The organism is Isoptericola sp. b408 (assembly GCF_030588085.1).
GTDB classification, from domain to species: domain Bacteria; phylum Actinomycetota; class Actinomycetes; order Actinomycetales; family Cellulomonadaceae; genus Isoptericola; species Isoptericola sediminis.
In genome coordinates this window covers 55784-81770 of record NZ_JAUQYQ010000006.1, presented here as the reverse complement: position 1 = coordinate 81770, position 25987 = coordinate 55784, and the positions used below count along the sequence as shown (strand labels likewise).

The following is a 25987-nucleotide window of genomic DNA, read 5'->3' as shown; positions in this document are numbered from 1 at the left end:
CCGGATCAGGCCCGGTGGTCGACCGCCGCCCGGGCGGTCAGACCCCGGACGAACCCCGCGCCCCAGCACAGGTGCATCGTCATGAGCACCACGGGCAGGACCAGGGCGGAACGCGCTGCGAGCCGGGGCCGACGGGTCGCCGCGTGGACGGTGGCCGCCAGGACGCCGAGGAGGTACCCCGCCGGCGCCACGGCCCCGACCGCGGTCAGCACCGGTGCCTCCGTCAGCAGCCCTGCCGCCCCGACCAGCACCGACATCCCGAGCACCGTCACCAGCACGGGCGGTGCCAGGTAGCGCAGACCCGCCGTGGACGGGTCCCGGCGGACCACCTCGCGCCGCCACATCCCGGTGCGCCAGAACTGCTTGGCGACGGCCCGTACGGTCCGTCGCGGGCGGTACTCGACCACGAGCGCCGGGTCGAACCACAGCAGACCGCCGGCCCGGCGGAGCCGGAGGCACAGGTCCCAGTCCTCGGCCCGGAAGAGCGTCGGGTCGTACCCGCCGACGCGGCGCACGGCCTCCCGCCGGAACGCACCCAGGTACACGGTCTGCGCCGGCCCGGGGTCGCCCCCGACGTGGAACGAGGCCGCGCCGATACCCGCCGGGTGGCTCATCGCCCGCGCCGTCGCCTCCTGGACGGTCCCGGTGCCGACCGGGCTCATCACCCCGCCGACCCCGACCGCACCGGTCCGGCGCAGCAGGTCGACGCACCGGCGCACGTAGCCGGGCGGCAGCTCGGTGTGCCCGTCAACCCGCAGGACGACGGGGTGCCCGTCCGCGCCGTCGGCGTGCTCGATCGCGAGGTTCAGCCCGATCGAGCGGGATCCCGTCGGGTTGTCGACGAGCACGACCCGGTCGTCCGCGGCCGCGAGCCCGGCCGCGATCCGCTCGGTCGCGTCGCGGGACGGGCCGACGGCGACGACGAGCCTCAGCTCCCCGTCGTGGTCCTGCGCGAGCACGGAGCGCATCGCGGCCTCGAGGTAGGCCTCCTCGTCGCGCACGCAGGCCACGACCGTGACCCCGCAGCGGTCGGGCAGGGCCTCCGTGTGCCGGAGCACCTCGGCGAGGTCCGCGTCACCCACGGGAGGCCACCTTCGCCCGTGCGACGCCGACGGCGGCCCGCAGGTCGTCACCGCCGCCGGAGACCCCGGAGGCGACGAGCCGTCGCAGGCGTCCGCCGAGCAGCCGCCGGTCCGCACCGTCGAGCGCGGCGACCAGCCGCGTGGACCGCCACCACGGCACGGGGAACCCGCCGGGCAGGCCCAGCGCCGTGAGCCGACGGCGTCGGAACCACCGGCGCAGCTCCGCGTCGTCCAGGCCGCGCAGCAGCGCGGCGGTCTCGTCACGGAACGCGGCCAGGCGCTCGGGCTGCTGGCAGTAGGAGACGGCACGCACGAGCTGCTGCATCCGCGCGGGGTCCTCGCCCCAGGCCTCGTCGGTCCGGTCGAGCGCGTCGACGACGACCGCCGGCACCCGGTTCGAGTTCGGGTACGGCTCCAGCCGGTCGAGCAGCGTCTCGGTGCCGACGCCGACCGTGGGGATCCAGTAGAGGGCGCGGGCGGTGGCCAGGCCCGTCGAGAAGCAGGTCACGACCAGTCCGGGTGCCGACACGTCGAACACCGACTCGGCGAGCACGGCCGAGGGCGCCACGTCCAGCTCGACACCGCGCGAGGCCGCGTGGGCGGCGAGGTCACGCGTCCCCTGGCTCGGCGCCGACGGGTGCGGCTTGAGGAGCACGCGCGTGAACCCCCGGTCCGCCGCCGCGTCCACCATCCGCCGGTGCAGCGCCTGCTCCTCCTGCGGGGTCAGGAGGCCGATCGCGGCCAGGTACTGCCCGAGGACCAGCGCGTACGACCCGGCCGGCGGCAGCACGCCCGCGAGCGCCGCGCCACCCCGCTCGACGGCGTCCGTCACCGCGGCGACGACCTTGCGGAACGACTCGGCGGGGACGAGGGTGCCGGGCACGTCCCACTCGGCCAGCAGCGTCGGGCGGACGCCGGGCAGCAGGTCGGGGTGCAGCACGCGCTCGACCCGTCCGCCGACCTCGTGGCCGACGTCGAACCGGGTCGGCCCGTAGACCATCAGCCCGTCGGCGTACACGGTCAGGGCCGCGCTCGCGAAGATGGCCACCAGCGCCCCGGTCGGCGGGGTCGCCACGGACTCCCCGACGAGCTCGAGCGGGCCGTCGCCGAGCCGCCACCGCTCGCGCAGCAGCCGCTCCCAGACCGGTGCGTCGGCCGGACGCGGTGTCCACGACTTGGGGTGGTGCGGCGCGACGACGTCGTTCCAGGCGACGACGTGGTCGAACCGGTCGGCCAGCGCGGCGAAGCCGGGGCCGCGGGTGAAGTCCTCCGACGCCTCCGGTGCCGGGACGTTGTGCTGGACCACCAGCACCGTCCGGTCGCGGCGTGGCAGCACACCGGCGTCCCACGCCGCGACGACCGTGGCCGTGCCGAACAGCGTCGAGGCGGTCACGACCTGCGTCCCGATGGTCACAGCCGTACTCCTTGCCTGCGGATCGCCCGGGCACGTTCGGGGCCGATGCCCGCGACCTGCCGGGCGAGGACCGCGTCGTCGAGACGGGCCAGGACCTGCGCGGCCCGTCCCGTCATCTGCGTCCAGACGGCGTCCGGGTAGGACGTCCGTCGCTTCACGTGGTGGTGCAGCACCGCCAGGAGGTCGCGGGCGACCTTCGGCTCGTACCGCGTCAGGTCCTGGTCGCGCAGCTGGTCGAGCACCGCGTCGTAGGCCTCGAGGAACCCGAGCTGGCGCGCGTCACCGATGTCGGTCAAGGAGCCGTCCACGGCCCGCCGGTAGACGTAGCCGGGGGCGTCGACGACGGCGTAGGACCGGGTGCCGAGCAGCAGGCGCCACGCCCACTCGCGGTCCTCCGCCGTCGGGAGGCTCTCGTCGAAGACGGCGAGCCCCGCGTCGACGACCCGGCGCGCGAGCAGCCGGGAGGAGACCTGCACGTAGTTCACCATCGTCGACCGGTTCGTCGGCATGATGCCGGTCCGCGGGTCGAGGGCGACGTGCCGACGCGGTTCCGGCGCCCGGACCAGCCGGCGACCCGTGCCGTGCGCCTGCACCTGGTCGCAGACGAGGAAGTCGACGTCGTGCTGCTCGGCCGCCCGCACCATCGCGGCCAGGTGACCGGGGAAGTACCAGTCGTCCGGGTCGAGGAACGTGATCCACCGCCCGGTGGACGCGGCGATCCCCCGGTTGCGGGCCGCCGAGACCCCGCGAGGCGTCGGATGGTGGAGCCGGCGCAGCGCGGGGAACGTCGCGGCGGCGGCGTCGAGCACGTCGCCGGTGTCGTCCGTGGACCCGTCGTCGACGACCACGACCTCCACCTGGTCCAGGTCGAGGCCCTGGCGCCGCAGGGAGCCCAGGGCGTCGGGCAGGTGCCCGCCGGCGTCCCGCGCGGGGACGACGACGGACACCTGGGGTCGAGCGTGGATCATCGGGTCCGCGACCTCCCCGTCCGTCACGCGGTCAGCCGGCGACGCGGCGCAGCCGCGACATGGGGGCGTGCTCGCCGGGCATCACGCGCTTCTCGCCGTCGCCGAGCGCGTCCTGGAGGATGCGGATGTCCCGGACCAGGTTGTTCAGGCCCTTCGGCTCGACGGACGCGGCATGGTCGGAACCCCACATGGCCCGGTCCAGGGTGATGTGTCGCTCGACCGCGACGGCACCGAGGGCGACGGCACCGAGGGAGATCTGCAGGCCGGTCTCGTGGCCGGAGTACCCCACGGGCACGCCGTAGCGCTCGCGCAGCGTGGCGATGGTGCGCAGGTTCGCCTCCTCCGGCGGGAGGGGGTAGGTCGACGTGGCGTGCAGCATCACCAGACCGTCGGTCCCGAGGATCTCCACGGCGGCGTCGATCTGCTCCAGCGTCGACATCCCGGTCGACAGGATGAGCGGCTTGCCCGTGTCGGCGAGCGCCCGCAGCAGGTCGTGGTCCGTGACCGACGCCGAGGCGATCTTGTGGGTCGGCACCCCGAACTCCTCGAGGAACGCCACCGAGGGGACGTCCCACGGCGACGCGAACCACTGGATGCCCTGCGCCTTGGCGTACTGGTCGATCTCGGTGTACTCGTCGTGCTCGAACTCGACCTTGTACTTGTAGTCGAGGTAGGTCATCTCGCCCCAGGGCGTCTGCCGGATCTTGTCGCGCTGGTCCGGGGGCGTCGAGATCTCCGGGGTCCGCTTCTGGAACTTCACGGCCTGGCAGCCGGCGGCGACCGCGACGTCGACGAGCTGCTTGGCGATCTCGACGTCGCCGTTGTGGTTGATCCCGATCTCGCCGATCACGTACACGGGGTGGCCGGCACCGACCTGGTGCTCGCCGATCTGGACGGGCTGCAGCGCCGCGGTGGTCGTGGTGGTGGTCATGACGGGGTCCTTCCGATGGGTGATGACGATGCGGTCGCAGATCTCGCGCACGGCGCCGTGGCCGCCGCGAGCTGCGGTGACGACCCGCGCGGCGGCGAGCACGTCGGGACGGGCGTCGGCGACGGCCACCGGCCAGCCGACGACACCCAGGGCGGGGAGGTCGTTGAGGTCGTTGCCGACGTAGGCGACCCGTCGGGGGTCGAGGTCGCGTGCCGCGCACCAGGCGCGCAGGGCCGCGGCCTTGTCGTCGACGCCCTGGAGGACCTCGACGCCGAGCTTGCGGGCCCGGGCGGTGACGACGGGGTCGGTCTCCTTGGACAGGATGAGGATCGGGAGTCCTGCGTCGCGCAGCCGGCCGATGCCGAGACCGTCGCCGCGGTGGACGCGCACCGTCTCGACACCTCCGGAGTCGACGAGGACGCGGTCGTCGGTGTGCACGCCGTCGAAGTCGGTGACGAGGGCGTCGACGTCGAGCGCCGCGGCGTCCTGCGGCACGGGGGCGGGCCCGGCGACGTCGTCCGCGGGACGGTCGAGCAGGGCCCGGGCGAGCCAGAGGTCGCGCGGCTCGTCGATCTCGAGCGCGTGCTCCGGCGCCACGGGCTGCAGGCCGACCGACCCGAAGAAGCGGCTCCCGGCCGCCCGGAGCCCGGCCGTGCGCATGACGTAGAAGGCTCCGGTCTCGCGGAAGTGCGGTGCACGGTCCTGGCGCCGCGGACGGTGGTCCGTCGTGTGCCCGACGGGGACGGGGCCGCCGGCGTCCAGGCGCCACTGGAAGTCGTGGGTGGGGGTGACGGCGACGACGACGTCGTGCTCCTCGTCGAGCACCCGGCCGATCGCCAGGTCGAGGTCGGCGGGGTCGACGAACGGGCTGGTCGCCTGCAGCAGGACGGTGACGGCGGGGTCGGGCCGTCCCTGCGCCGCGAGCGTGTCCAGCGCGTGCAGCACGGCGGACTCCGAGCTGGCGGTCGCGCCGGACAGGTTCGCCGGGCGCTCGACGACCAGGGCGCCGTGCCGCCGGGCCTCTGCGGCGATCCCGTCGTGGTCGGTGGACACGACGACGTCGGTCACCGCGGGCGCCGCGGTCGCCGCCCGCACGGAGCGGGCGACCAGCGAGCTCCCGCCGACGTGCTGCAGATTCTTCAGCGGGACGCCGACCGACCCGCCACGGGCGGGGATCACGACGAGGACGGAATGGTGCATGTCGGCGACTCTAGGTCGCCAGGACGACGCCTTCGGCCCATTCCCGGTAACGCGGACGGAACAGTCGGTGGCCGATCCGTGAACATTCTTCAGAATGGCACCACGGACCCTGTGCCCGGCCACGAGAATGTCATGTCAGGGCCCTCCCGGGGCCACCACCATTCCTCTGACCGACCTCTCGAGAACAGGAGCAACGACGATGCTGGACGCGACGTCGCGGCCCCCCGCCACCGCACCGGCGGTGGCCGTCCATCTCGGTGCCCACCCGCCGACCGCCCGCGCGGTCCAGGACTGGTGCGGGACCCACCGGCGGCCGCTCCGGCGCCGCGGTCTGGCGGCGCGGACCACCTGGTCGGAGCTCCGCCAGGCGGCGCCGGCCCTCGACTGGCGCAGCGACCGCAGCCGACGCCAGATCCGGGAATACCTCACCGCCGAGGGGCCGGCCCTGTTCTCCTCGCACGCACCGCTGGGACCGGCCTTCCGCCACACCGGTGGGCCGCTGCACCCCACCGCCGCCGCGGGCGTGGACGGAGTGGCCGCCGCGCTGGAGGACGTGCCCTGGACCCTCCACCTGTCCATCGGCCGCCAGGCGGAGACGCTCGTGGACGCCTGGATCACGGCGGTCCGCCACGGCCACCTGGTCACCTTCGACGACTTCCTGACCACGACAGAGGATGCCTCGTGGGTCCCGCTCGTGGAGCACGTGGTCGCGACGGTCGGCGCCGACCGGGTGACGGTCCACGACGTGGCGACCGACCCCGACCGCCGCGACGCGGCCGCCTCGGTGCTCACCACCGCCCTGGGCGAACTGCTCGGCGGGCCGACCGAGCTCGGCGACGACGCGACCGCGGATCCGGTACACCCGTCCTGGTCGCGCCGGCAGACCGAGGTCGCCCTGGCCGCGCTGCCGCACCTGCGCTCCTGGGACGAACGGCGCATGCTGCGCACCTTCGTCGACGGCATCGACGTCGGCGGCGCACCGGCCTGGCCGCTCACGGCCCGCCAGGAGGAGCTCCTGGCCGCCCGCGACCTCGCCGACCGCACCCGCATCCGCACCCTGGTGGAGGTCCGATGAACCTGATCGACCGCACGACGACGGCCCTGCGTCGCCGGCGCCGAGCCCCCGCCGACCGCCGCGTCGTGCTCCACCTGGGGTCCCAGAAGACCGGCACCACCGCCGTGCAGGCCTGGTGCCGCGACCACGCCGAGACCTTGGCGCGCGAGGGCGTCGCGATCCGCACGACCCAGCCGGAGATCAGGGCCGCGCTCGGCGGCTGGTACGACACCTCCCGGCCCGGGGCCGACGCCCGGCTGAGGAGCTTCCTCGAGTCCGCCTGGAGCACGAGCCGCGCCGACGGACTGTTCTACTCGTGCGAGTCCAACGTCGGACCGGCGTTCGTCCGGGACTCGCCGGTGCTGTACCCGCGGCTGTCCGAGGCGGTCGCCGGCATCGACCGCGCCACCGCCGGGGTCCACCGCCACGTGCAGTTCACCGTGCGCAGCTACGGCGACTTCCTCGAGTCCGCGTACCAGCAGCAGCTCAAGCACGGCCGCCCGGTCCGGTTCGACGAGCTGGCCGACCGCGTCCTGGACGGGCTCTCGTGGCGCGCACCGGTCGAACGGCTGGTCGAGACCTTCGGCGCCGGGAACGTGACCGTCTACGACTACGACCGGGCCCGCCCGACACCCGAGCGGCCGCTGGTGGGACAGATCCTCACCGACGCCCTGCAGCTCCTGGACGCGGCGGGAGCGACCGTCGGGGACGAGGTCTCCCGCCGCACCAACACGCGGTACACGCAGCGGATGGCGGACCTGTCCGTCGCGGTGCTGCCGCTGCTGGACGGCGCCGACGAGCGAGCGGCCCTGCACCGGTTCGTGACGGACGCCCTCGGACGCCGTCCGGCCGCCGACGACGTCCCGGCGTCGTTCCTCGACCCGGGCACCGCCGCCGAGCTCCAGGACCGCTACGCCCGCGACCTGGCCTGGATCGACTCGCTGGTCGGTGTGCGATGACGGTGGTCGTAGCCGAAGACCTCCCCCAGCAGACGTTCCCGCGCGGCCACCCGGCCACGGAGGTCCGCGGGGACGGCGAACCCGGAGACGGAGTCCAGGCGTGCGCTGGCGTTCAGCCGCTGCTGGGCCCGGACGGCGGTCAGCGCCGCCTGCCGGGACGGCCGCCACGAGAGGTCGTCGCGCAGCACCAGCGCCTCGAGGTCCTGCGGGAGGCTCTCGTTACGCAGGACCACGTCCACGACGTGGTGCCGGCGGTACGCCCCCACGAACTCCTCCGGCGACCCGACGTCGCGCATCCACCGGTCGGGGCGCGGTGCGGCGAGGCGCGCCACCCGGTAGGAGAGCAGGCCGGTGTGCTCGGCCACCCCGCGGCGGTGGTAGCTCGGCGGATCCAGCACCGCTGCGGAGGCGGGGTCCAGCACCACGTCGAGCCACCGGTCGAACCCGGCCGCCGTGCCATCGTACAGCGCGCCGTGGCCGGCGTCGCGCAGCCGGCCGAAGAGCCCGCCCCTGCCCTGGCACCCGTAGGAGAACAGCGACAGGTACGTGTCCACGGGGTCCCGGACCGACAGGACGTGCAGGCGTCCCGCGGGCGGACGGTCCTCCAGCTCGTGGTGCTTGCGGCACCACACCTCGTCGTCATCGAGGAAGTCGCGCAGGAACTGCGAGACATAGGTGGATCCCGACTTCTCGACGTCGAGATAGGCCAGAGTGTGAAAAGCGTGCACGACAGCTCCGCAAGGTCGATGGAGAATCGAGACCATACCCGATCGCCGAGGAATATACCTCGCCGCCGGAAAGGACGATGACATGCTGATGAACACTGCGCGAACGGCAGATGTCGATGCGCATTCCATTCATCTTCTGGACAATTCCGTGCGGTCGTACGACTGGGGGTCCTTCGAGCACATCCAGGACCTGCTCGGCCTGCCCGTCGACGGCCGACCCGCCGCCGAGCTGTGGCTCGGCGCCCATCCGGCCGCGCCCTCGCGGCTCGCCGACGGCACGAGCCTCGGTGACCTCGTCGCCCGGGCACCCGACGAGATCCTCGGCCGACGCGCCAGCGACCGCTTCGGCCCGCGCCTCCCCTACCTGCTCAAGGTGCTCGCCGCGCGCCGCGCCCTGTCCCTGCAGGTGCACCCGCGGCCGCACGACGCCCGCGCCGGGTACCGCCGCGAGCGTGCCCTGCCCGCCGACGCCCCGGACCGCTCCTTCCACGACGAGCAGCACAAGCCGGAGATGATCGTGGCGCTCAGCCGGTTCGAGGGTCTGGCGGGGTTCCGCAGCCCGCGCACGGTGCTCGGGCTGCTGGAGGGCCTCGAGGGACGCCTGGTCGAGCAGGTGCGCACCGCCGTGCGCGGGACTCGGTCGGGACCCGGGATGCGTGCCGCGCTCGCGGCCCTCGTCGGCGCCCGCGACGAACCCGCGTGCACGGACGACGTCGCCGCTACGGTCGCGTCCGTCGCCGAACGGCTGGCCACCGGTTCGCCCGACCCCCGGGCCGACGCCACCGTCCTGCAGCTGGCCCAGGAGCACCCCGGGGATCCCGGTGCGGTGGCGTCGCTGCTGCTGAACCGGGTCTCCCTGGAACCCGGGGAGGCGATCTTCATCCCGGCCGGAGAGGTGCACGCCTACCTGTCCGGCCTGGGGATCGAGGTCATGGCGGCGTCCGACAACGTGCTGCGCGCCGGGCTGACGGGGAAGCACGTCGACGTCGACGCGCTGCTGGGGTGTGCCGCGTTCGCACCGCGGCCCCCGGTACGGCCGGACACCGTCGTGGCGGGGACGTCCTCGCTGGTGACCAGCTACCGGACGCCCGTCAGCGAGTTCGCGCTGCTCACCGCGGACCTGCACCCGGCCGAGCCGGTGGTGCTGCCGGCGGACGGGCCGCGCGTCGTGCTCGTGCTGGACGGTGACGTCCGGCTGCTGACGCAGGCCGGGACCACCCCGCTGCGTCGGGGTCAGTCCTGCCTCGTCCCCGACGCCGCCGGGGCGGTCACCGCCGACGGCGACGGACGGCTGGCGTGCGCCTGGGTGCCGTGACGGCGCCCGCTAGGAGAGCTTGTTGTCCACCATCGACAGCGCCGACCCGATGGCCATGTGCATGTCGAGGTACTGGTAGGTGCCGAGGCGGCCGCCGAAGTGCACGTCCTGCTCGCCGTCCATCAGCTCGCGGTAGCGCCGGAGCCGCTCCCGGTCCTCGGGGGTGTTCACCGGGTAGTACGGCTCGTCCTGGCGCTCGGCGAACCGGGAGTACTCCCGCATGATGACGGTGCGGTCGCTCGGGTAGTCCCGCTCCGGGTGGAAGTGCCGGAACTCGTGGATGCGGGTGTACGGGACCTCGGCATCGGCGTAGTTCATCACCGAGGTGCCCTGGAAGTCGCCGACGTCCAGCACCTCGGTGTCGAAGTCCAGCGTGCGCCACGACAGCTCGCCCTCGGCGTAGTCGAAGTACCGGTCGACGGGCCCGGTGTACACCACGGGCACCTGCCCCACGACGGCCCGCTGGTGGACCGGCTGGGACGTGTCGAAGAAGTCCGTGCCCAGGCGCACCTCGATGTTCGGGTGGTCCGCCATGCGTTCCAGCCAGGCGGTGTACCCGTCCACGGGCAGACCCTGGTGCGGGTCGTTGAAGTACCGGTTGTCGTACGTGTAGCGCACGGGCAGGCGCGAGATGACCGACGCCGGCAGGTCCCGCGGGTCCGTCTGCCACTGCTTGGCGGTGTACTCGCGGATGAACGCCTCGTACAGGGGGCGGCCGATGAGGCGGACCCCCTGCTCGTCCAGGTTCTCCGGGTTCTTGTCCCCCAGCTCCGCCGCCTGCTCACGGATGAGGGCGCGGGCGGCTTCCGGCCCGTACGCGGACCGGAAGAACTGGTTGATGGTCCCCAGGTTGATCGGCATCGGGAACACCTCGCCCCGGTGCGTGGTGTACACGCGGTGGGTGTACGAGGTGAAGTCCGTGAACCGGTTGGCGTACTCCCACACCCGCTCGTTCGCGGTGTGGAACAGGTGCGCCCCGTACCGGTGCACCTCGATGCCCGTGGTCGGCTCGTCCTCGGAGTAGGCGTTGCCGCCGAGGTGCTCGCGGCGATCGATCATCAGCACCCGGCGGCCGGCGGACGCCATCCGCTCGGCCACCGTGAGGCCGAAGAACCCGGTCCCGACGACGACGAGGTCGGCGTTCATCCGTTCAGCTCCTGCACGTCGTTGGAGAGATAACCGCCACGCCGGCGGGTGTAGGCCCGGTAGCCGGCCGCCCGGATCCGCTCGGGCACCAGTCGGTAGCCGGCCCGGACGAGCACGTTCCGCACCAGCTGCGGCGTGGACACGAAACCCTCGTCGTGCAGCGTCCGCTGCAGTGCCAGCTCGGACGCCAGCAGACGGCGGCCACCCCGCCGGGCGTAGGCGCCGGCACCCACGCGGTACAGCACCAACGGGTCCGTGATGTTCTCGGCGTGGGCACCCGCGGCCAGCATCCGGGCGAACAGCAGGTAGTCCTCCATGAGGTCGAGGTGCTGGTAACCGCCGACCGCGGCGACCGCGGACCTCCGGTACACGACCGAGGGGTGGTTGAAGGGGTCGCGGAACCGGGCCGCCACCGCGATGCCGGCCCCGGTGGGCGGCACCCGGACCAGACCGCGGTCGTGCTCGTCCTCGTCGAACTCCCAGATGGCCGAGCCGACGATGTCGAAGCCCGAGGCCACCAGCGGCACCTGCTCCGCAAAGCGAGCCGGCAGTGAGATGTCGTCGGCGTCGGCCCGCGCCACGATCTCGTGCCTGCACACCGCCAGACCCTCTTCGAGGGCGCTGGCCAGCCCGAGATTGCGCGGCAGCGGCACGACGCTGACCGGGACGTCCGTGAGGCCGGGCAGCCGGTCGAGCACCTTCGCCAGCTCCTCGCCGACCGGGCCGTCGCGCACGACGACGACCTCGTCGGGACGCAAGGTCTGGTCGGTCGTGACCGACCGGAACGCGCGCTCCAGGTGCGCGGCGTCGTCACCGCGGTACACCGGCAGCAGCACGGAGAACCTGCGGTCCGCCAGCGGCTCCCCCGCGACGAACGGCCCGGCGGCCTGGGCGATGCGGCCGACAGGTACAGGAGCGGGCGCCGAGGCTCCGGCCTCTAGTCGCGCCACGGTCAGTGCGGCAGCGCCCACGCCCGACAACACCTCGGTGTCCGGCCGGGGACCGCGGATCAGTCCGTGCCGGAGCCCGCGCAGACCCGCCCGGGCGAGCGTGGCGCGGTCCTGGGAACGCCGGACCGTGCGCACCCAGCGCCGCAGCGTCGATCCCCCGTACAGGACGCGCTCCCCGATGCTCAGCGCGTCGGAGCGCGTGAACATCCAGACCTTGTTGCGGACCTCGTAGTAGAACCGCGGCCCGGGGTCCGCGTCGGTGGCGCCGAGCTTCTTCGTCCGGTGCTCGACCACGCTCCCCGGGACGTACAGACCGACGCGGTCGCGGAGCAGGCGGGTCGCGTACTCGAAGTCGTCGTTCCAGATGAAGTAGTCCGTCACCGGCAGGCCGACGCGGCGCACGTCCGCCGCGTCGATCATCATCGAGACGAAGGACATCGAACGGACCGGCATCGCGCCGGCCGCCCTCGCCCGCTCGACGTCGGCCGACGAGGCCCCCGGACGCGACCGGGGCGTGTTCATCGGGTGGTCGGACCCGTCGGTCCAGACCACCTTGCTGCAGAGCGCGGCGACGTCCCCGTCGTACGCCTCGCGCGCGGCGAGCAGCTCGGACAGCGCGCTGGGGGTGGGGATCGTGTCGTCGTCCATGACCCAGACCAGGTCGGCGGCGTGGTCGGTCACCGCCGTCGCGATGCCGACCGCGAACCCGCCGGCGCCGCCCGTGTTGCGGGCGAGCGCCACGACCTCCGGTGCGGCGGGGTGCTCGCGCGCCACGCGCGGGGCGTCGTCCGTCGAGGCGTTGTCGACGACGACGACCCGGTCGACGGGACGGGTCTGTACGGCCAGGGCGTCGAGCGCGCAGCGGAGCAGCTCTGCTCGGTTGTACGACACGACGACGGCGACGACGGTGGGTGCGGACATCTCGCACATCCTAGAGGCACGGACGGGGAGGCTCGGGCGGGTCAGCGACCGAAGGTCCGGCGCCACGCCTCCACGGAGGCCAGCTCGGGCGCCGCGGCCCGCCACCGGTCGGCCGTCGAGCGCCACCGCAAGGCGAGGCGCAGGTGAGCGACGCTCGTCGCGACCAGCAACCGCCAGAAGGTGCGCACGTCGCGGCGCAACCACGTCCCGGACCCGCCGTCGCCCGACAGCACGAGCACCGAGTCGTGCCGCGGCACCTCCCACCAGGCCGCCTCCGACCGCTGCAGCACGGCCGACGGCCGACGGCGGTCCGCCGCCGACACCGGACGCAACGTCCGCGAGATGCTACGCAACGCGAACCAGGCCTGCCGCGCCCTCCCTTCGGGCTTGGGCGCCACCGGCTGCCCGCCGGCGGCCCGGTCGGGCGCGTCGAACACCTCGTCACCGGGTCCGTGGCGCACCGTCTCGACGTACTCCGCGCCGATCGCGCGGGCGTCGGCGACGGTCCGCTCGAGCTCCTGGTGGAGCTGCTGCGGGCCGTCGAGCACCTCGTGCAGGGCGCGCACGTGCAGGTCGACCGGGTAGTAGCGCATCCCCAGCAGCAGCTTGAGGTCGGTGGCCAGCAGGTCGAGCAGCATCGTGCCGCCGCGGGGCCGTCGCGCGTGGAGCAGCGCCGTGACGACGCGGTTGCGGGTGTGCAGGCGGGCCTGCCACTCGACCGTGTCGTCCTTGTCGACCCAGGCGACGTGCCACAGCGCCGCGCCGGGCAGCGAGACGGTCGGGAATCCCGCCTCACCCGCCCGCAGGCAGTACTCGGCGTCGTCCCACTTGATGAAGAAGGGCAGCGACAGCCCGACCTCCCGCAGCACGGTCGTCGGCACCAGGCACATCCACCAGCCGTTGAAGTCGCCGTCCGCGCGGGCGTGCAACCAGGGCGTGTCGCGCAGGGGCGCCGTGGCGAGGTCGTGCCGTTCCTGCTCCCGCACGACCGAGCCCCACATGAAGTGCCGCTGGTCGACGTGCTCGCTGAAGGCGTGCAGCACCGTCGGGGCGTAGTAGTCGAGCATGTGCCCGCCGACGATCACGGGGTCCACGGCGCACCGGTGGAACCGCACGGCGCGGAGCAGCGCCTCCGGGTCGACGGTGACGTCGTCGTCCATGAGCATCACGGCGTCCGCGCCGGACTCGAGCGTCTCGAGCATGCCGCGCGAGAAGCCGCCGGACCCGCCGAAGTTGCCCTGGTCGATGACCGTCAGCTGGTCGCCGAGCGCCCGGGCGACCTCCGCGTGGCGCGGGTGGTCGACGACCTTGTCGGAGCCCTGGTCGATCACGTAGACGGTGTCCACGACCTCGCGCAGCGCCGGCGAGCCGGCGATCGCCGACAACGTGGCGTGGCAGAAGTCCGGCTTGCTGACGGTGGTGATCGCCAGGCTGACGCGGCCCTCGCGCCGCGGAGCCACGTCGACGAGCCACCGCCCGGAACGCACGCGGACCTCGTCGGTCGCCTCGACCTCGAACCAGAGCCATCCGCCGTCCGCGGCGTCACGGACGTCCACGTCGATCGCCAGCTCGGCCGCCACGGGTTCGGTCGCGACGACGGCGGACGACCCGTCCGGTGCGCTCCGGGAGACCCGGACCGTCCCCGCACCCTCGAGCGAGAGCTCCAGCCGCGCGACCGTCGTCCCCGTCCAGCGCACCCAGTACGAGGCGGGGAACGCCCCGAAGTAGGTCGCGAAGCCCTGGGAGGTGCCCGCAGGGACGACGACGGTTCCGTCGGGGGCGACGACGGCACGATCCGCGTCCTCGGCTGCGCTCCCCTCGAGGTAGAGCGCGCGGCGGTCCGGCATGTCGAGCACGGACAGCACGTTGGCGACGTGCATGGGCACCTTTCGTCAGGCGGTTCGCTGGGCCCGCCCACAGTAGCGGGCGCGCAACGATGCCGGGACCGCCCCCCTGTCGAACCCCGTCGGGAACGTCCCGTAGACTCGCGACCTGCCACTATCGCCGATGAAGGGCCCTTCCTGCGATGAGCTCCGTGACCGCTTCCCGCCTGGGCATGCGTGTTCGCGTTCCCGCCGACCAGCCTTCGGAGACGGTCGACGTGCTCTTCGACGGACACCGCGTGTGGTCCACGAAGCTGCCGGGTCACACCCGCCACCCGCTGGGCCGCCGGCTCGCGTGGCCGGACGCCCTGCGTCCGCACCTTCGCGGCCGCAGCACCGTGACGGTGCGGCGCTCGGCGGACGACACCGTGCTCGGCACGGGCGACGTCGTCTTCGGGGGCGCGTCGCGGGGACGGCGCGTCGAGGTCGTCGACGCGCAGGGCCGGTGGCTCGCGATGAACAAGTGGGACCGGCTCGGCCCGGTGCTCGAAGGTTCCGACGACGGCGTGCGTGACCGTCTGCTGGCCAACGCACGGCACATCGCCGACCTCATGGAGTCCTGGGGATACCCGATCTACATGGTCGGCGGGAGCCTGCTGGGGGCGATGCGCAACGGCGGCCTCCTCCCCCACGACGACGACATCGACTTCGCGTTCCTGTCGGAGGCCACCGACGACTGGGAGGCCGGCCGGGTCAGCTACGAGCTGGAGCGCCGGCTGACCGACGCCGGGATGACCGCCATCGTGCTGAGCCTCGCGCAGATCCAGGTCACCTTCTTCACGGAGACCGGCGAGACCGACCACTACGTCGACATCTTCACCGGCTACCACACCGAGGACGGCCTCTACAACCAGCCCTTCGCCCTCCGTGGCGAGCTGCCCCGCGAGACGCTCGTGCCCGTCTCGACCATGACCATCGACGGGGTCGAGCTCCCCGCGCCGGCCCGGCCCGAGGCGTGGCTGGAGTTTGCCTACGGCAAGGGTTGGCGCATCCCGGACCCGTCCTTCGTCTTCGTCTCGCCGCGGTCGACGCGCCGCCGGTTCGACAACTACTTCGGCGTCTTCAACCGGCAGCGCGTCTACTGGGAGAAGCACTACGAGAAGCAGCCCACCCGTCCGGCCGGGCCGAGCGGCGGCGAGGAGCAGGTCGACCGGTTCGTCTCGCTGCTCCCGCCGGAGTCCTTCGTGATCGACCTGGGCTGCGGCGACGGGCGGCTGACCGAACGGATCGCCAACGCCGGGCACGAGGTCCTCGGCCTGGACTACAGCTACGAGGCGCTGCGCCTGGCGCGCCAGCACCGGCCCGAGGGCGTCGAGTACCGGTTCTGCAACTTCAACAACCGGCACATGCTGCTGGAGCTGACGCTCGAGCTGATCGACCAGGGGCGGCAGCCCTACTTCTTCGCGCACCACCTGCTGCACGAGATGCCCGAGCTCGGCCGGTCCGACCTCTTCCAGACGCTTTTCACCGGCCTGATCGACAAGCAGACCTTCTGCTACGCCACGGTGTGCACGGACGACCCGCTGCGTGACCCCCAGAACCCCGAGACGTGGAGCCTCCGGGCCACCAAGCTGCGCGCCGAGGCGCGTCGGTTCGGGATGGGCCTGCACACGGTCCAGTCCGACGACCAGCCGACGTCGATCGGCGACCGGCAGACCCTGACGACGCTGATCTGGCGCTGACCCCGCAAGGAGCCCGCAACATGAAGTCCTTCCTCGCCCGTATCGCCCGCCGGTTCGCTCCCAGGACCGTGGAGAACCTCGAGGCCCTCAGCGACCTCACCTCCGACCACGCCGTGGGCCCGCTCCGGTTCGTCGCCTACGAGCGCGAGCTGCAGGAGCTGCGCCGCGAGGTCGACGCCCTGCGGCGCGACAACCGTCGTGTCGCCGAGCTCTACGACGTGGTGTTCGAACGGGCCCGGCAGGACGCCCGGGAGCGCGGCGTCGCGCCGACCGTCGACGCGGCCCGGACGGAGCGCGCCGTGAGCAACCTCGACGAGCGCCTCCGGGCCGACGGGTCCCGGGCGGACACCGGAGCATGAGCCCGGCCGCCGACGTCCGGACGATGGCGAGGCGTCCCCTCCGGGCGGTGCGCTCCCTGGCACGGCGCACGGTCGGCACTGTCGCACGGCGACGGGGTCCGCACTCGTCCGTGTCGGTGATCATCCCGGCCTACAACGTCTCCCGGTACGTCGAGGACGCGGTCCGGTCGGTCTTCGAGCAGACCCTCGCCGCCGCGCGCATCGAGATCATCGTGGTCGACGACGGTTCCACGGACGACACGCTGACGATCCTCGAGAAGCTGGCGGCCGAGCACCCCGGGATGCGTGTCATCGCCCAGGAGAACTCCGGCTCGGCGTCCCGTCCACGCAACGTCGCGCTGGACCACGCCACCGGGACGTACGTGTTCTGCCTCGACGCCGACGATCAGCTCACACCGTGGGCGCTGCTGGAGCTGGTGGACACGGCGGACGCCACGGACAGCGACGTCGTCCTCGGCAAGATGCAGGGGATGGGCGGCCGCGGTCAGCCGTCGACCACGTTCCGGCGGACCGTCCTGGACGCCGACCTGGCCAGGGACCACCTGTTCCACGCGATGACGCCGCACAAGCTCTTCCGGCGCTCCCACATCGAGCGGCACGGCCTGCGGTTCCCCGAGGACATCAGCGTCGGTGAGGACGTCCTGTTCGTCGCGGCCGCGGAGCTCAAGGCCCGTCGTATCGCGATCCTGGCCGACCGGCCGTACTACTTGTGGCGATTGCGGGACGACGGGGGGCACCTGTCGAGGTCGGGCGCCGGGTTCGAGACGATCTTCGAGAAGTCGTCACGCCTCGTCGACCTCATCGAGGAGCACGTCACGGCCCGTCGGACCCGGGACGCCCTGCTACGACGAGCCTTCCGCTACGTCTACCACGGCATGCTGCGGAGCCTGTCCTTCGAGGAGGACCCGCAGGTGCGGGCCGTCCGGCTGGACCGCATCCGTGAACGGTTCGGCTACCTGTGGACGGACGGGGTGCGCGCCCATCTGGAACCGCACCTCCAGCTCCCGCTGTGGCTGCTGTTCGCCGGGCGGGACGAGGAGGCGCTGGCCGTCGCCCAGCACGTCAAAGGCGACGTCCGCCGCCTCCGCTACGTCCGGGACGGGGACGAGCTGGTCGTCAACCTCCCGGCGGACCTGGCCCGGAGCGTCCCCCTGGAGTGGCGCCGGGCCGGCCCCGTGGTGACCAGGAGCACGCTGGTCTCGGCGGGCTCCTCCTCGGACGGGGGCCCGGCCCGAATGCGTGCCGACGTGGAGGGGCGCCGGGTCCGGACCGCGCCGGATGCCGTCGCCGCGCGCCTGCTCAGGACGCCGGGCGGCGCGGCCGTCGACGTCCAGGCCACGGTGGTCGGGAACGACCGGGGGACGGCCCACGTGGAGTTGGCCCTGCCGACGCTCGAGCCGGGCACCTGGCACATTCAGGTCACCCCGTCGTGGGGCCCCGTCGTGGGGCAGCCGACGAAGGTCCTGGGCCCGGCGGGCGCCGACCCGGGACCCGAGGACCTCGGCTCCGCGCAGACCCTGACGGTGACCGCGGGGCGCCCGGTCTCCGTGCGGCAGGACTGAGACCGGACCTCCTCCGCAGTCGGAGACGCGCCCTCAGCCGCGTCGGGCCAGGCCCTTGACCCGTCGAGCCGCCCGGCGGGCCACCTCCGAGGCGAGCTCGGTGGCCTTGAAGCGTTCGAGCATCTCGATGTCGCGGCGCTGCTGTTCCTTCTTGAGGTCCTCGCGGCTCTCGGCCAGCGAACCGGTCGCCCGCTCGAGCCGTTCACCCTTCTCCAGACCGGCCTCGATGGCACCGATCACCGCTGCCTTCGCCGCCTCCAGCGGCACCTCGTCGACGGTGAAGACCGGGTCGTCGCTCCATCGGGCGGGCGCGCGCAGCACGTCGAGGTCGCCGACGACGCGGACACCCGTCGCCTCGATCTTGTCCGCGTAGCGGGTACCCCGCTCGGTGGCCTTCTCGGCGGCCCAGCGCGGCAGCTCGAACGCCGCGTCGTGGTCACCGGGCTTCCGCGCCGTCATGAGGTTGCCGGCGACGCCCTGGCGCATCCAGTGCTCGTAGGCCGACCACGGCAGGTCCTGCCGCCTGAGCTCGGTGTTCACGGCGCGCAGCAGCTCGGCCTCGTCCACCGACATGCCCCGGTTGGAGGAGAAGCCGTCCTGCTCGTGCGCCGTGAGGAAGTCCCGCGGCAGTCCCAGGAGGTCCTCGAACGCGTCGGTCAGAAGGTTGGGGGTCGCCTTGTCGATCACGATGGCGGTGACGTTCTCCGCGCCGACGATCTTCGCCCAGCGTGACAGGACCAGGCCCTGGTTGTTGCGCGTGTGGAAGGTCCGGGTGACGCTCCGGTCCGGCGGGTCCGCCAGCACGGCCTCGAGCCAGCTCTCGAAGTCGACGGTGGCGCCCATCTTCATGTACTGCTGCCAGGAGGAGGCGAGGATCGAGCCGTAGTGCCGCAGGGTGACCACGACGTGCATCCGCTCGCCGATCGCCTCCTGGAACCGCTTCACCGTCTTGACGGAGGCCTCGGAGGCAAACTCGTGCCCGAACCAGATCCGGTTCCCCGGGTCGGCCTCGATCTCCGCCTGGAGGCGCTCCCAGTGCTCGAGGGTCGGCTTCTGGCCCCACCCCCAGCCGCGCCCCATGAACGAGGACACCTCGCGACGGTGGTTGAAGGTGCGGCCGGGGTACAGCACCCCGTGCTCGAGCAAGGGCTCACGCAGCGCCGCGGCGGCGTTCTGCAGGTGCGTCGTCCCCGTCTTGGGAAGTCCGATGTGGAAGAGTCTGGCCCCCTCGGGCAAGAGGAGCGAGTTCTGCCGGGCGTCGATCGCGGTCATTCCACATCCAAGACGTCTCGTCGGACCGGCCGTCCGGCCGGAGCGCTGCTGCGGGAGGAAACAGGGACAACTGTAGCGCTCCCCACTGCACGCCAGGATGGCCCGGAAGACCATGGCCCGGCATTCGTGGCGTTCCTCGACGACGTCCCCGCGGTCCGACCGTCCGGTAGAGTTCCCGCCATTGCCTACGCTCCCTCGTCGTGACGGGAGAAGGAGAGATCAACCCATGAGCCAGCAGCAGGCAGGTCGGCCAGGATCCGGCGACACGGGCTCCCAGAAGTGGGACCAGTTCGGCGACGCCTATGACCAGCCGACCTTCTCCGGTACGCCCAGGACCTACGTCATCGCCTCGATGCCGCGATCCGGCAGCCACATGCTCGGGCACCTGCTCCACGGGACGGGACAGCTCGGCAGCCCGTTGGAGTACATCCACACGCAGCACCTCGCGACCTGGCAGGAGCGGCTCGGAGAGCCGACCCGGGCGGCGACGCTGCAGGCCGTCATGCGACGTCGCACCTCGCCGAGCGGCTGGTTCGGGGTCAAGGCGCACTGGAAGCAGTTCGCTGACGTCATGGACGACCAGGAGGTCATGGCCGTCCTGGATCCCCAGGACTGGATCCGGATCACGCGGTCGGACAAGGTCGCGCAGGCGGTGTCGCTGGTGATCGCCCAGCAGACCAAGGCATGGATCAGCTTCCACCAGGCCAAGGGGGAGCCGGTCTACGACGCCGACGCCATCACCAAGGGCATCCGCGCCTTCCAGAAGCAGGAGTCCGCCTGGGACACCTTCTTCGAGACGAGGGGCATCACCCCGCACGTGGTGGTGTACGAAGAGATGCTGGAGGATCCCGCGCGGACCGTGGCCGATGTCTGCGCACGCCTCGACGTCCCCGTGCCCGCCGTTCTCCCGGAGCCGGGTACGACGCGTCAGGCGACGGCCGTGAACGCCGAGTGGCGAGCGCGCTACCTGGCCGAGTCCGGGTCGCGCTGATCGCGGTCTTTCGGTTCACGAAGTACGACGGAGGCACGGTGGACTCCCCCAGGGGATCAGTTGAGGTGGACGGCGCCTTCCACGCCGTCTCGGACGTGACCGCGACGGTGTGGGTCGAGGGTGCGCTGCGGATCTGGTCGACCACGAGATGGGTCGACGACGCGGGGCGGGAGCGTACGGTTCCCTCGCCCGACGACGGGACGGCGGTCGGTGCGGGCGACGCGTCGGCCCACGCCTCCGCGGGCATCGCGCTGGAGTCGCGGTCCGGCACGACCGCCGTGGACGTCCCGAGCAGGACGTTCAGCGTCCTCGCTCCCGTGTCCCCCGGGCGCGTCGCCGTCCGCCTCCGCTCCGAAGCGACTCTCGACCCGCGGGAGGTCGTGGGCGGCAAGCCGCTGAGGAACGGCGTGTGGGACGTCATGGCCGTCACCTCGGAGGACGGCGTCGAGACGCGCAGCGGCCTGCGCCACGAGGGTGCAGCCCGGCCGGCTGTCGTCGGCGACCGTCCGATCGTCGCCTACCGCAACCAGGCCGGGGCCCTGAGCCTCGACACGAGCGGGACGCTGCGGACGGTCGTCGAGGACTCCCGGCCGAGGCAGGCCGACGTCAACCTCGAGACACGCCCCGATGACGCGGGGCGCAGCCGCGTCACGTTCTCCGTCCCCCTGGACGGCGTCCACGTGGCTCCGGCCGAGGGGCGCCGACGCCGGCCCACGTCCGGGACGGCCGAGCTCGTGGCGCCCGTCGGGTCGATCGTGCGGCGGACGGCGCTGAAGGTCCGTCGTCGCCTCGGCGCCTCCACGGCACCGGGCCGCTTCAGGCTCGAGACCGAAGGACCGCAGGCACACCTCACCGTCACGGCATCGGCCACTCCGGGACTCTGGCAGGTCGTGCTCACCGACGGGGGACGGCGCCGACCGGCACCCTTCGTGGTAAGGATCGACCGCGGCGGACACGCCGAGGTGGAGGTGCTGCCGACCGAGCAGTCCCGGGCGATGTCCGCGCCGGTCGAGCGCCCGGTCGTCTCCGTCGTCGTGCCGGTCTACAACGCCAGCAGCTTCGTCGAGGACGCGATCCGGTCGGTCTTCGCACAAACGCTGCCAGCCGACAGGATCGAGATCGTCGCCGTCGACGACGGATCGACGGACGAGTCGGCCGCGATCCTGCAGGAGCTCTCGCGACACCACCCCCGCATGCGGGTCGTGTCCCGCGAGAACTCCGGCTCCGCAGCAGCTCCGCGGAACGACGGCATCGACCTCTCGACCGGGCGCTATCTCTTCTTCCTCGACGCCGACGACCTCCTCGCGCCGCACGCGCTGGAGGCGATGACCGACGTCGCGTCCGCCTCCGGCGCCCAGGTCGTGCTCGGACGGATGCGAGGGTTCGGCAACCGGGTCGGTGTGCCCCGCCGTGTCTTCCGTCGCACGACCCTTGACGCCGACATGGTCGAGCACCACCTCATCACGGCGCTCGGCCCCACCAAGCTGTTCGACGCGGACCACGTCGGACGCCATGGCCTGAGGTTCCCCACAGGTCTGCGCAACGGCGAGGACCAGGCGTTCGTCGCCGAGGCCGAGCTCACCGCGGATCGGATCGCCGTGCTCGCCGACTCCGACTACTACCTCGTGCGTGGTCATGACGATGACGTCGCGGAGCACCAGTCACGGACGTCGGAGACGATCGACGACAAGCTCATGAAGGCACGGCTCCTCTCCGCCGTCATCGTGCGTCACACGGAGCCGGGTCCCTCCCGGGAGGCACTGCTCGGCAGGCCGTTCGGCGGTGCGGCTCTGGAGGGGGTGTTCCGCAAGGGCTACCTCAAGCTCGATCCGCAGGACCGCGCCGACCTGGTGGCCCGGGTGGTCGACGAGTTCGGGCACCTGTGGACACCGGGCCTGCGCCGACGACTCGCCGCGCCGGCCCGTCCCCTGCTCGAGCTCGTGTTCCGTGGCGATCCCGAACCTCTCACGGAGCTCGTCGAGTTCGCCGGCGGCAACGTCCGGCACCTCGCGGTCGAGGCCCGCGACGACGGGCTCGTCCTCGACGTCCCGAGGTCCATCGGCGCGATCGTCGGCCCGGAGGTCTTGCACGTCGAGGCGCCCCCGATCGAGCACCTGCTCACCAGCCTCGACGTCGACCGTGCGGGAGACATCACGCTGCGGGGCCAGGTCGAGGGCCCCGACGACCGCCCCGCGCCGACGACGGTCCACGCGTCGTGGCGCCGACGCGGCACGGACGACGCGGTTCCCGCCGAGGTCGGCGACCTGGGCACCCGTCGGAGGGCCGATGGGCACGATGCCCTGACCTTCGGCCTCAGGACACGTCCCGAGTCCCTGCCGCCGCACGGGGTCTGGGACCTGTACCTCACTCCTCTCTGGGGAACCCAGGCCGGTGCTGCGGTGCGGTTCGGCAGCGCACGGACGCGGTCGGTCGACACCGACGCCGTCGTGCTGATCTCCGTCGGTGCCGTCCTGTACGGGACGGCGAGCCACGGCAACCTCTCGCTCGACCGGGACGGGTCCGTCCATCCCGTCGAGGCGGCGACCCTCGAGGAACTCCGGCTCGACGAGGACGGGCGCCCGGAGGCCGTCATCGCGCTGCCGCGTCCGGGCGCGGACGTCCGCGCCTACGCGACCGTCGACCCCTCGGGGGGGCGTGATGCCCGGTACCGCCTGCCCTGGCGGGACGTGGCGCAGGGGCGTCTCGCCGCCCGTCTCCCCGTGCCCTTCGACGCCATCGACACCGAGATCGTGCTGAAAGTGTCGCTCGACGGCACGCTGCTGCCCGTCGTGGTCGCGCAGAACCTGTCGGTCGAGTCGCCCGAGGTCCTGACCACCGCGACGCCGGCCGACGCCGCCCATGGCGCCGTCGCGCACGTCGCGCGTCGTCGTCCGGTGCCGGACGCCCGCGCAACCGCGGCCGGTCCGCGCGAAGGGAGCAACTGGTGAGCCCGCTCCGACTGTGGTGGTGGCGTTGGCGCTATCCGACAGAGCTCAACTTCGGTGACGAACTGACCACTCCGCTCCTGGAGCGCCTGACGGGCAGGCCGGTCGAGTGGTCGCCGCTGGAGCAGGCGGACGTCGTCGGCGCCGGGTCGGTGCTGCAGACGGTCCTGCGGAGCCGTCCGGACCGCATGCCCAAGATCTGGGGCACGGGCATGATCGCGCCCCTCCAGGACGCGGCACCGCCGTCCTTCCGCCCGCTCGCCGTGCGTGGCCGGCTGTCGTTGGAGCAGCTGTCCCCGGAGTCCCGAGCCGCGACGGCGCTCGGAGACCCTGGCATCCTCGCCGATCGGCTCGTCGACGGTCCCGTGCGAAAGCGGTACGCGCTGGGAGTCGTCCCGCACTACAAGGACGCAGGCGACAGCACGATGCGCGCGCTGACGGACCTGGGCCCGTCCGTCCGCCGCATCGACGTCGCGTGGTCCCCCGAGGAGGTGGCCCGCGAGATCGCCTCGTGCGAGGTCGTCGTGTCGTCGTCGATGCACGGGCTGATCTTCGCCGACTCGCTCGAGGTCCCGAACGTCCGCCTCAAGGTCAGCAACAAGCTGGTGGGCGGGGACTTCAAGTTCCGCGACTACTGCTCGGCGTTCGGTCCGGACCGCTACCAGGACCCGGTCCGGCCGGACGACGTGCGCGACCGCTCGCTCACGCAGGTCGTCGACCTGGTCCGGGACCGATTTCGCCCGCCCTCGGGTATCGACCGGCTCAAGGAGGGCCTGGTCGCGGCTCTTCCTGTCTAGGGCCACGTCGGGCGTGACGGTCCGTCACGCCCGACGTGCCCCGCTCAGTCACTCCCAGTCGGCCTGCGCCATGATCTGGTCGGCGATGACCAGATCGGTCCGGGTGGTGATCTTGATGTTGTAGTCCTCGCCCTTGACGATCTTGACACGGTGGCCGGTGAACTCCGCCACCAGGTCGGCGTCGTCGGAGATCCGGTGGTAGTCCGAGGCGATGGCCTCCTCGTACGCCTTCTCGAGAAGCTCCCGCTGGAACACCTGGGGTGTCTGGCCGAGCCAGCTGTGCGAACGGTCCAGCGACCCGGTGATGAACTCCTCGTCGTCGACGGTCTTGAGCTGCACCACCGTCGGCATGCCCAGCATCGCCGCCCCGTTCTCCACCCCCGCGTCCAGCACGCGCTCGATCAGCTCGCCGTTGACGAACGGGCGCACCCCGTCGTGGACCATCACGATCGTCCCGGACGTGGCCTGGAGCCCGAGCTGCGCCGAGATGAACCGCTCCGCTCCGCCGTCGACGAGCGTCACCGGGAGCCCGGCGTCCTCGATGAGGATCTGGTGGTAGACCTCGCGGTTCTCGGGGCTGATCGTCACGATGATCTCGTCGACGAGCGGGTGCACGAACTCACGCACCGTCTTCTCGAGGATCGTGACACCGTTGATCTTGACCAGCAGCTTGTTCCCGCCGAAGCGGACGCCACGGCCGGCGCAGGTGACGATGGCCGAAACCTTGTGGGACTTGTACATCAGTGCTGTTCTCTCCTCGGGGGAATCCGCCTCGGGCGGGGTCGGACCGGCATCACGGGCGTGGTCGACGTGGCCGGTGATGAGGGCTGCCGCACCGGCTCAGGCGAGCAGCCCCTCGCGGGCATCGGCCACGAACCGACGGATGGCGTCGAGCTCGTCCTCGACGTCCATGAGGTAGCCCTCGGGCCCGCCGAAGAGCGCGGCGTGGCGGGTACGCATGTCGCGGGTGTACGCGAGCGGCGGTTCGGGCACGTCGGCGAGCTGACCGGTGATGTCCCGGCCGAAGACCTCCCGGGCGACCGTCGCGCTGTCGATCGCCGGCGTCGCCACGTTCAGCGACTCGAGCCCGTGGTCGAGCGCGACCCGGACGTCCGCCCAGAGCCGGCGCAGGTCGTAGTACTGGAAGCGGCCATCGGGACGGATGTGCTCGACGCGGTAGTCGTTCAGCAGGTCGTAGACGATGCCCTTCTTGATCGAACGACCGTAGAGCTGCGGCAGCCGGACGGGAAGCAGGTCGAAGGCGTCCCCGAGTCGTCGTTCCATGTGCAGCCTGTTCGCCCCGTACGGGGTCAGCCCTGCCTCGGTGAGCGGGGTCGACTCGTCGGGGGACGTCCCGCCGGGATAGACGCACACGGTCGAGGCGAGCACCAGCTTGTCCGCCCTGACCGTCGAGAGCAGGTCGACGTAGGCGTCGATCTCGGCGCGGTCGGCCGCACCGTCCTGGTTGATGCGGTGCGAGTCCGCACGGGCGGCCGCGGTGACGACGAGGTCGTACTCCTGACCACGGATGTCATCGATGTTCGAGGTGTTGTACAGATCGTCGAACGCGAACTCTGCCGCGAGGTTCGACCCGATGAATCCGGTGTAGCCGATCAGCGCAGTCCTCACGCCACTCCCTCCGTACGTCGCTCGCGGGCCGCGAGGTCCGGACCATCGTAGACGACGGCCCGGCGGCCGCCCGCGCGGTGACCCGGGACGACGCCGACGCGGACGGACCGGTCCGGGATGCCTCGTCGAGTGACCTGCGCCACAGTAGAATGAGCACATCACGCGGGGGGTCAGGACGATGCACCGCAGGACTCGGTCA

The 25987-nt window shown here is 72.4% G+C and carries 20 protein-coding genes and 1 pseudogene; 9 read left to right on the top strand and 12 right to left on the bottom strand.

Annotated features, from left to right (window positions below; all coding sequences use genetic code 11):
- Window positions 1–5 precede the first annotated feature (5 nt).
- The 5 genes and pseudogenes from Q6347_RS14960 to Q6347_RS14940 form a co-directional block, all read right to left on the bottom strand.
- The gene (locus tag Q6347_RS14960; protein ID WP_304607768.1) at window positions 6–1082 is read right to left on the bottom strand and encodes a glycosyltransferase family 2 protein; all 1077 of its coding nucleotides are present in this window, start codon (window positions 1080–1082) and stop codon (window positions 6–8) included.
- A complete protein-coding gene (locus Q6347_RS14955) occupies window positions 1075–2496 on the bottom strand; it encodes a polysialyltransferase family glycosyltransferase (RefSeq protein ID WP_304607767.1) in 1422 nt (473 codons plus the stop codon). Before Q6347_RS14955 ends, Q6347_RS14960 begins: the two co-directional genes overlap by 8 nt.
- Window positions 2493–3464: a glycosyltransferase family 2 protein gene (locus Q6347_RS14950; protein WP_304607766.1), complete on the bottom strand. Its 972-nt coding sequence runs from the start codon at window positions 3462–3464 to the stop codon at window positions 2493–2495. The genes Q6347_RS14955 and Q6347_RS14950 overlap by 4 nt, the downstream gene beginning before the upstream one ends.
- Before the next feature lie 31 nt (window positions 3465–3495).
- A complete protein-coding gene (locus tag Q6347_RS14945; protein ID WP_216077611.1) occupies window positions 3496–4395 on the bottom strand; it encodes an N-acetylneuraminate synthase family protein in 900 nt (299 codons plus the stop codon).
- 72 nt (window positions 4396–4467) lie between these two features.
- Window positions 4468–5595: pseudogene (locus Q6347_RS14940) on the bottom strand (cytidylyltransferase domain-containing protein); the annotation flags it as partial.
- Window positions 5596–5794: 199 nt separating this feature from the next.
- On the opposite strand from Q6347_RS14940, the gene Q6347_RS14935 reads away from it, so the two are divergent.
- Entirely contained in the window at window positions 5795–6670 is an 876-nt protein-coding gene (locus Q6347_RS14935) for a hypothetical protein (protein WP_304607765.1), read from the top strand.
- A complete protein-coding gene (locus Q6347_RS14930) occupies window positions 6667–7608 on the top strand; it encodes a hypothetical protein (RefSeq protein WP_304607764.1) in 942 nt (313 codons plus the stop codon). The genes Q6347_RS14935 and Q6347_RS14930 overlap by 4 nt, the downstream gene beginning before the upstream one ends.
- Here Q6347_RS14930 and Q6347_RS14925 read toward each other — a convergent pair.
- A complete protein-coding gene (locus tag Q6347_RS14925) occupies window positions 7560–8336 on the bottom strand; it encodes a hypothetical protein (RefSeq protein ID WP_304607763.1) in 777 nt (258 codons plus the stop codon). The two genes, Q6347_RS14930 and Q6347_RS14925, sit on opposite strands and share 49 nt — an antisense overlap.
- Window positions 8337–8418: 82 nt before the next feature.
- Here Q6347_RS14925 and manA point away from each other — a divergent pair, with 82 nt between their 5' ends.
- The gene (manA, locus tag Q6347_RS14920) at window positions 8419–9651 is read left to right on the top strand and encodes a mannose-6-phosphate isomerase, class I (RefSeq protein WP_369810866.1); all 1233 of its coding nucleotides are present in this window, start codon (window positions 8419–8421) and stop codon (window positions 9649–9651) included.
- Window positions 9652–9660: 9 nt separating this feature from the next.
- Here manA and glf read toward each other — a convergent pair whose 3' ends face one another.
- Genes glf through Q6347_RS14905 form a run of 3 tightly spaced genes read right to left on the bottom strand, consistent with a single transcriptional unit; the run spans window position 9661 to window position 14548 of the window.
- Window positions 9661–10797, bottom strand: a complete 1137-nt coding sequence (gene glf, locus Q6347_RS14915) for a UDP-galactopyranose mutase (protein WP_304603315.1) — start codon at window positions 10795–10797, stop codon at window positions 9661–9663.
- The gene (locus Q6347_RS14910; RefSeq protein ID WP_304607761.1) at window positions 10794–12668 is read right to left on the bottom strand and encodes a glycosyltransferase; all 1875 of its coding nucleotides are present in this window, start codon (window positions 12666–12668) and stop codon (window positions 10794–10796) included. The genes glf and Q6347_RS14910 overlap by 4 nt, the downstream gene beginning before the upstream one ends.
- A gap of 41 nt (window positions 12669–12709) precedes the next feature.
- Window positions 12710–14548: a glycosyltransferase gene (locus Q6347_RS14905; RefSeq protein ID WP_304607760.1), complete on the bottom strand. Its 1839-nt coding sequence runs from the start codon at window positions 14546–14548 to the stop codon at window positions 12710–12712.
- Between the two features lie 242 nt (window positions 14549–14790).
- On the opposite strand from Q6347_RS14905, the gene Q6347_RS14900 reads away from it, so the two are divergent.
- The 3 genes from Q6347_RS14900 (at window position 14791) to Q6347_RS14890 (ending at window position 18154) form a co-directional block, all read left to right on the top strand.
- Entirely contained in the window at window positions 14791–16233 is a 1443-nt protein-coding gene (locus Q6347_RS14900) for a bifunctional 2-polyprenyl-6-hydroxyphenol methylase/3-demethylubiquinol 3-O-methyltransferase UbiG (RefSeq protein WP_304607759.1), read from the top strand.
- Window positions 16234–16253: 20 nt separating this feature from the next.
- Window positions 16254–16592 (top strand): hypothetical protein, encoded by a 339-nt coding sequence (locus Q6347_RS14895; protein ID WP_304607758.1) that lies wholly within the window; start codon window positions 16254–16256, stop codon window positions 16590–16592.
- 110 nt (window positions 16593–16702) lie between these two features.
- Window positions 16703–18154 (top strand): glycosyltransferase family 2 protein, encoded by a 1452-nt coding sequence (locus Q6347_RS14890; protein ID WP_304607757.1) that lies wholly within the window; start codon window positions 16703–16705, stop codon window positions 18152–18154.
- A 33-nt stretch (window positions 18155–18187) separates the two neighbouring features.
- On the opposite strand, the gene Q6347_RS14885 is transcribed toward Q6347_RS14890, so the two are convergent.
- Window positions 18188–19426 (bottom strand): hypothetical protein, encoded by a 1239-nt coding sequence (locus Q6347_RS14885; RefSeq protein ID WP_304607756.1) that lies wholly within the window; start codon window positions 19424–19426, stop codon window positions 18188–18190.
- Window positions 19427–19652: 226 nt separating this feature from the next.
- On the opposite strand from Q6347_RS14885, the gene Q6347_RS14880 reads away from it, so the two are divergent.
- From Q6347_RS14880 to Q6347_RS14870, 3 genes are read left to right on the top strand one after another with little or no spacing between them, the layout of a single operon-like run.
- Window positions 19653–20417, top strand: coding sequence for a Stf0 family sulfotransferase (locus Q6347_RS14880; RefSeq protein ID WP_304607755.1), 765 nt, complete (start codon window positions 19653–19655; stop codon window positions 20415–20417).
- A gap of 38 nt (window positions 20418–20455) precedes the next feature.
- Entirely contained in the window at window positions 20456–23365 is a 2910-nt protein-coding gene (locus Q6347_RS14875; RefSeq protein WP_304607754.1) for a glycosyltransferase family A protein, read from the top strand.
- Window positions 23362–24159 (top strand): polysaccharide pyruvyl transferase family protein, encoded by a 798-nt coding sequence (locus Q6347_RS14870; RefSeq protein ID WP_304607753.1) that lies wholly within the window; start codon window positions 23362–23364, stop codon window positions 24157–24159. Before Q6347_RS14875 ends, Q6347_RS14870 begins: the two co-directional genes overlap by 4 nt.
- A 48-nt stretch (window positions 24160–24207) precedes the next feature.
- Here the strand turns inward: Q6347_RS14870 and Q6347_RS14865 are convergent, their stop codons facing one another.
- Together Q6347_RS14865 and Q6347_RS14860 are read right to left on the bottom strand one after the other, a co-directional pair.
- Window positions 24208–24900 carry a 2-C-methyl-D-erythritol 4-phosphate cytidylyltransferase gene (locus Q6347_RS14865; protein ID WP_171247677.1) on the bottom strand — a complete coding sequence of 231 codons (693 nt, stop codon included), beginning with the start codon at window positions 24898–24900 and terminating at the stop codon, window positions 24208–24210.
- Between the two features lie 99 nt (window positions 24901–24999).
- Window positions 25000–25788, bottom strand: a complete 789-nt coding sequence (locus Q6347_RS14860) for an NAD-dependent epimerase/dehydratase family protein (RefSeq protein ID WP_304607752.1) — start codon at window positions 25786–25788, stop codon at window positions 25000–25002.
- Window positions 25789–25987: the final 199 nt, after the last annotated feature.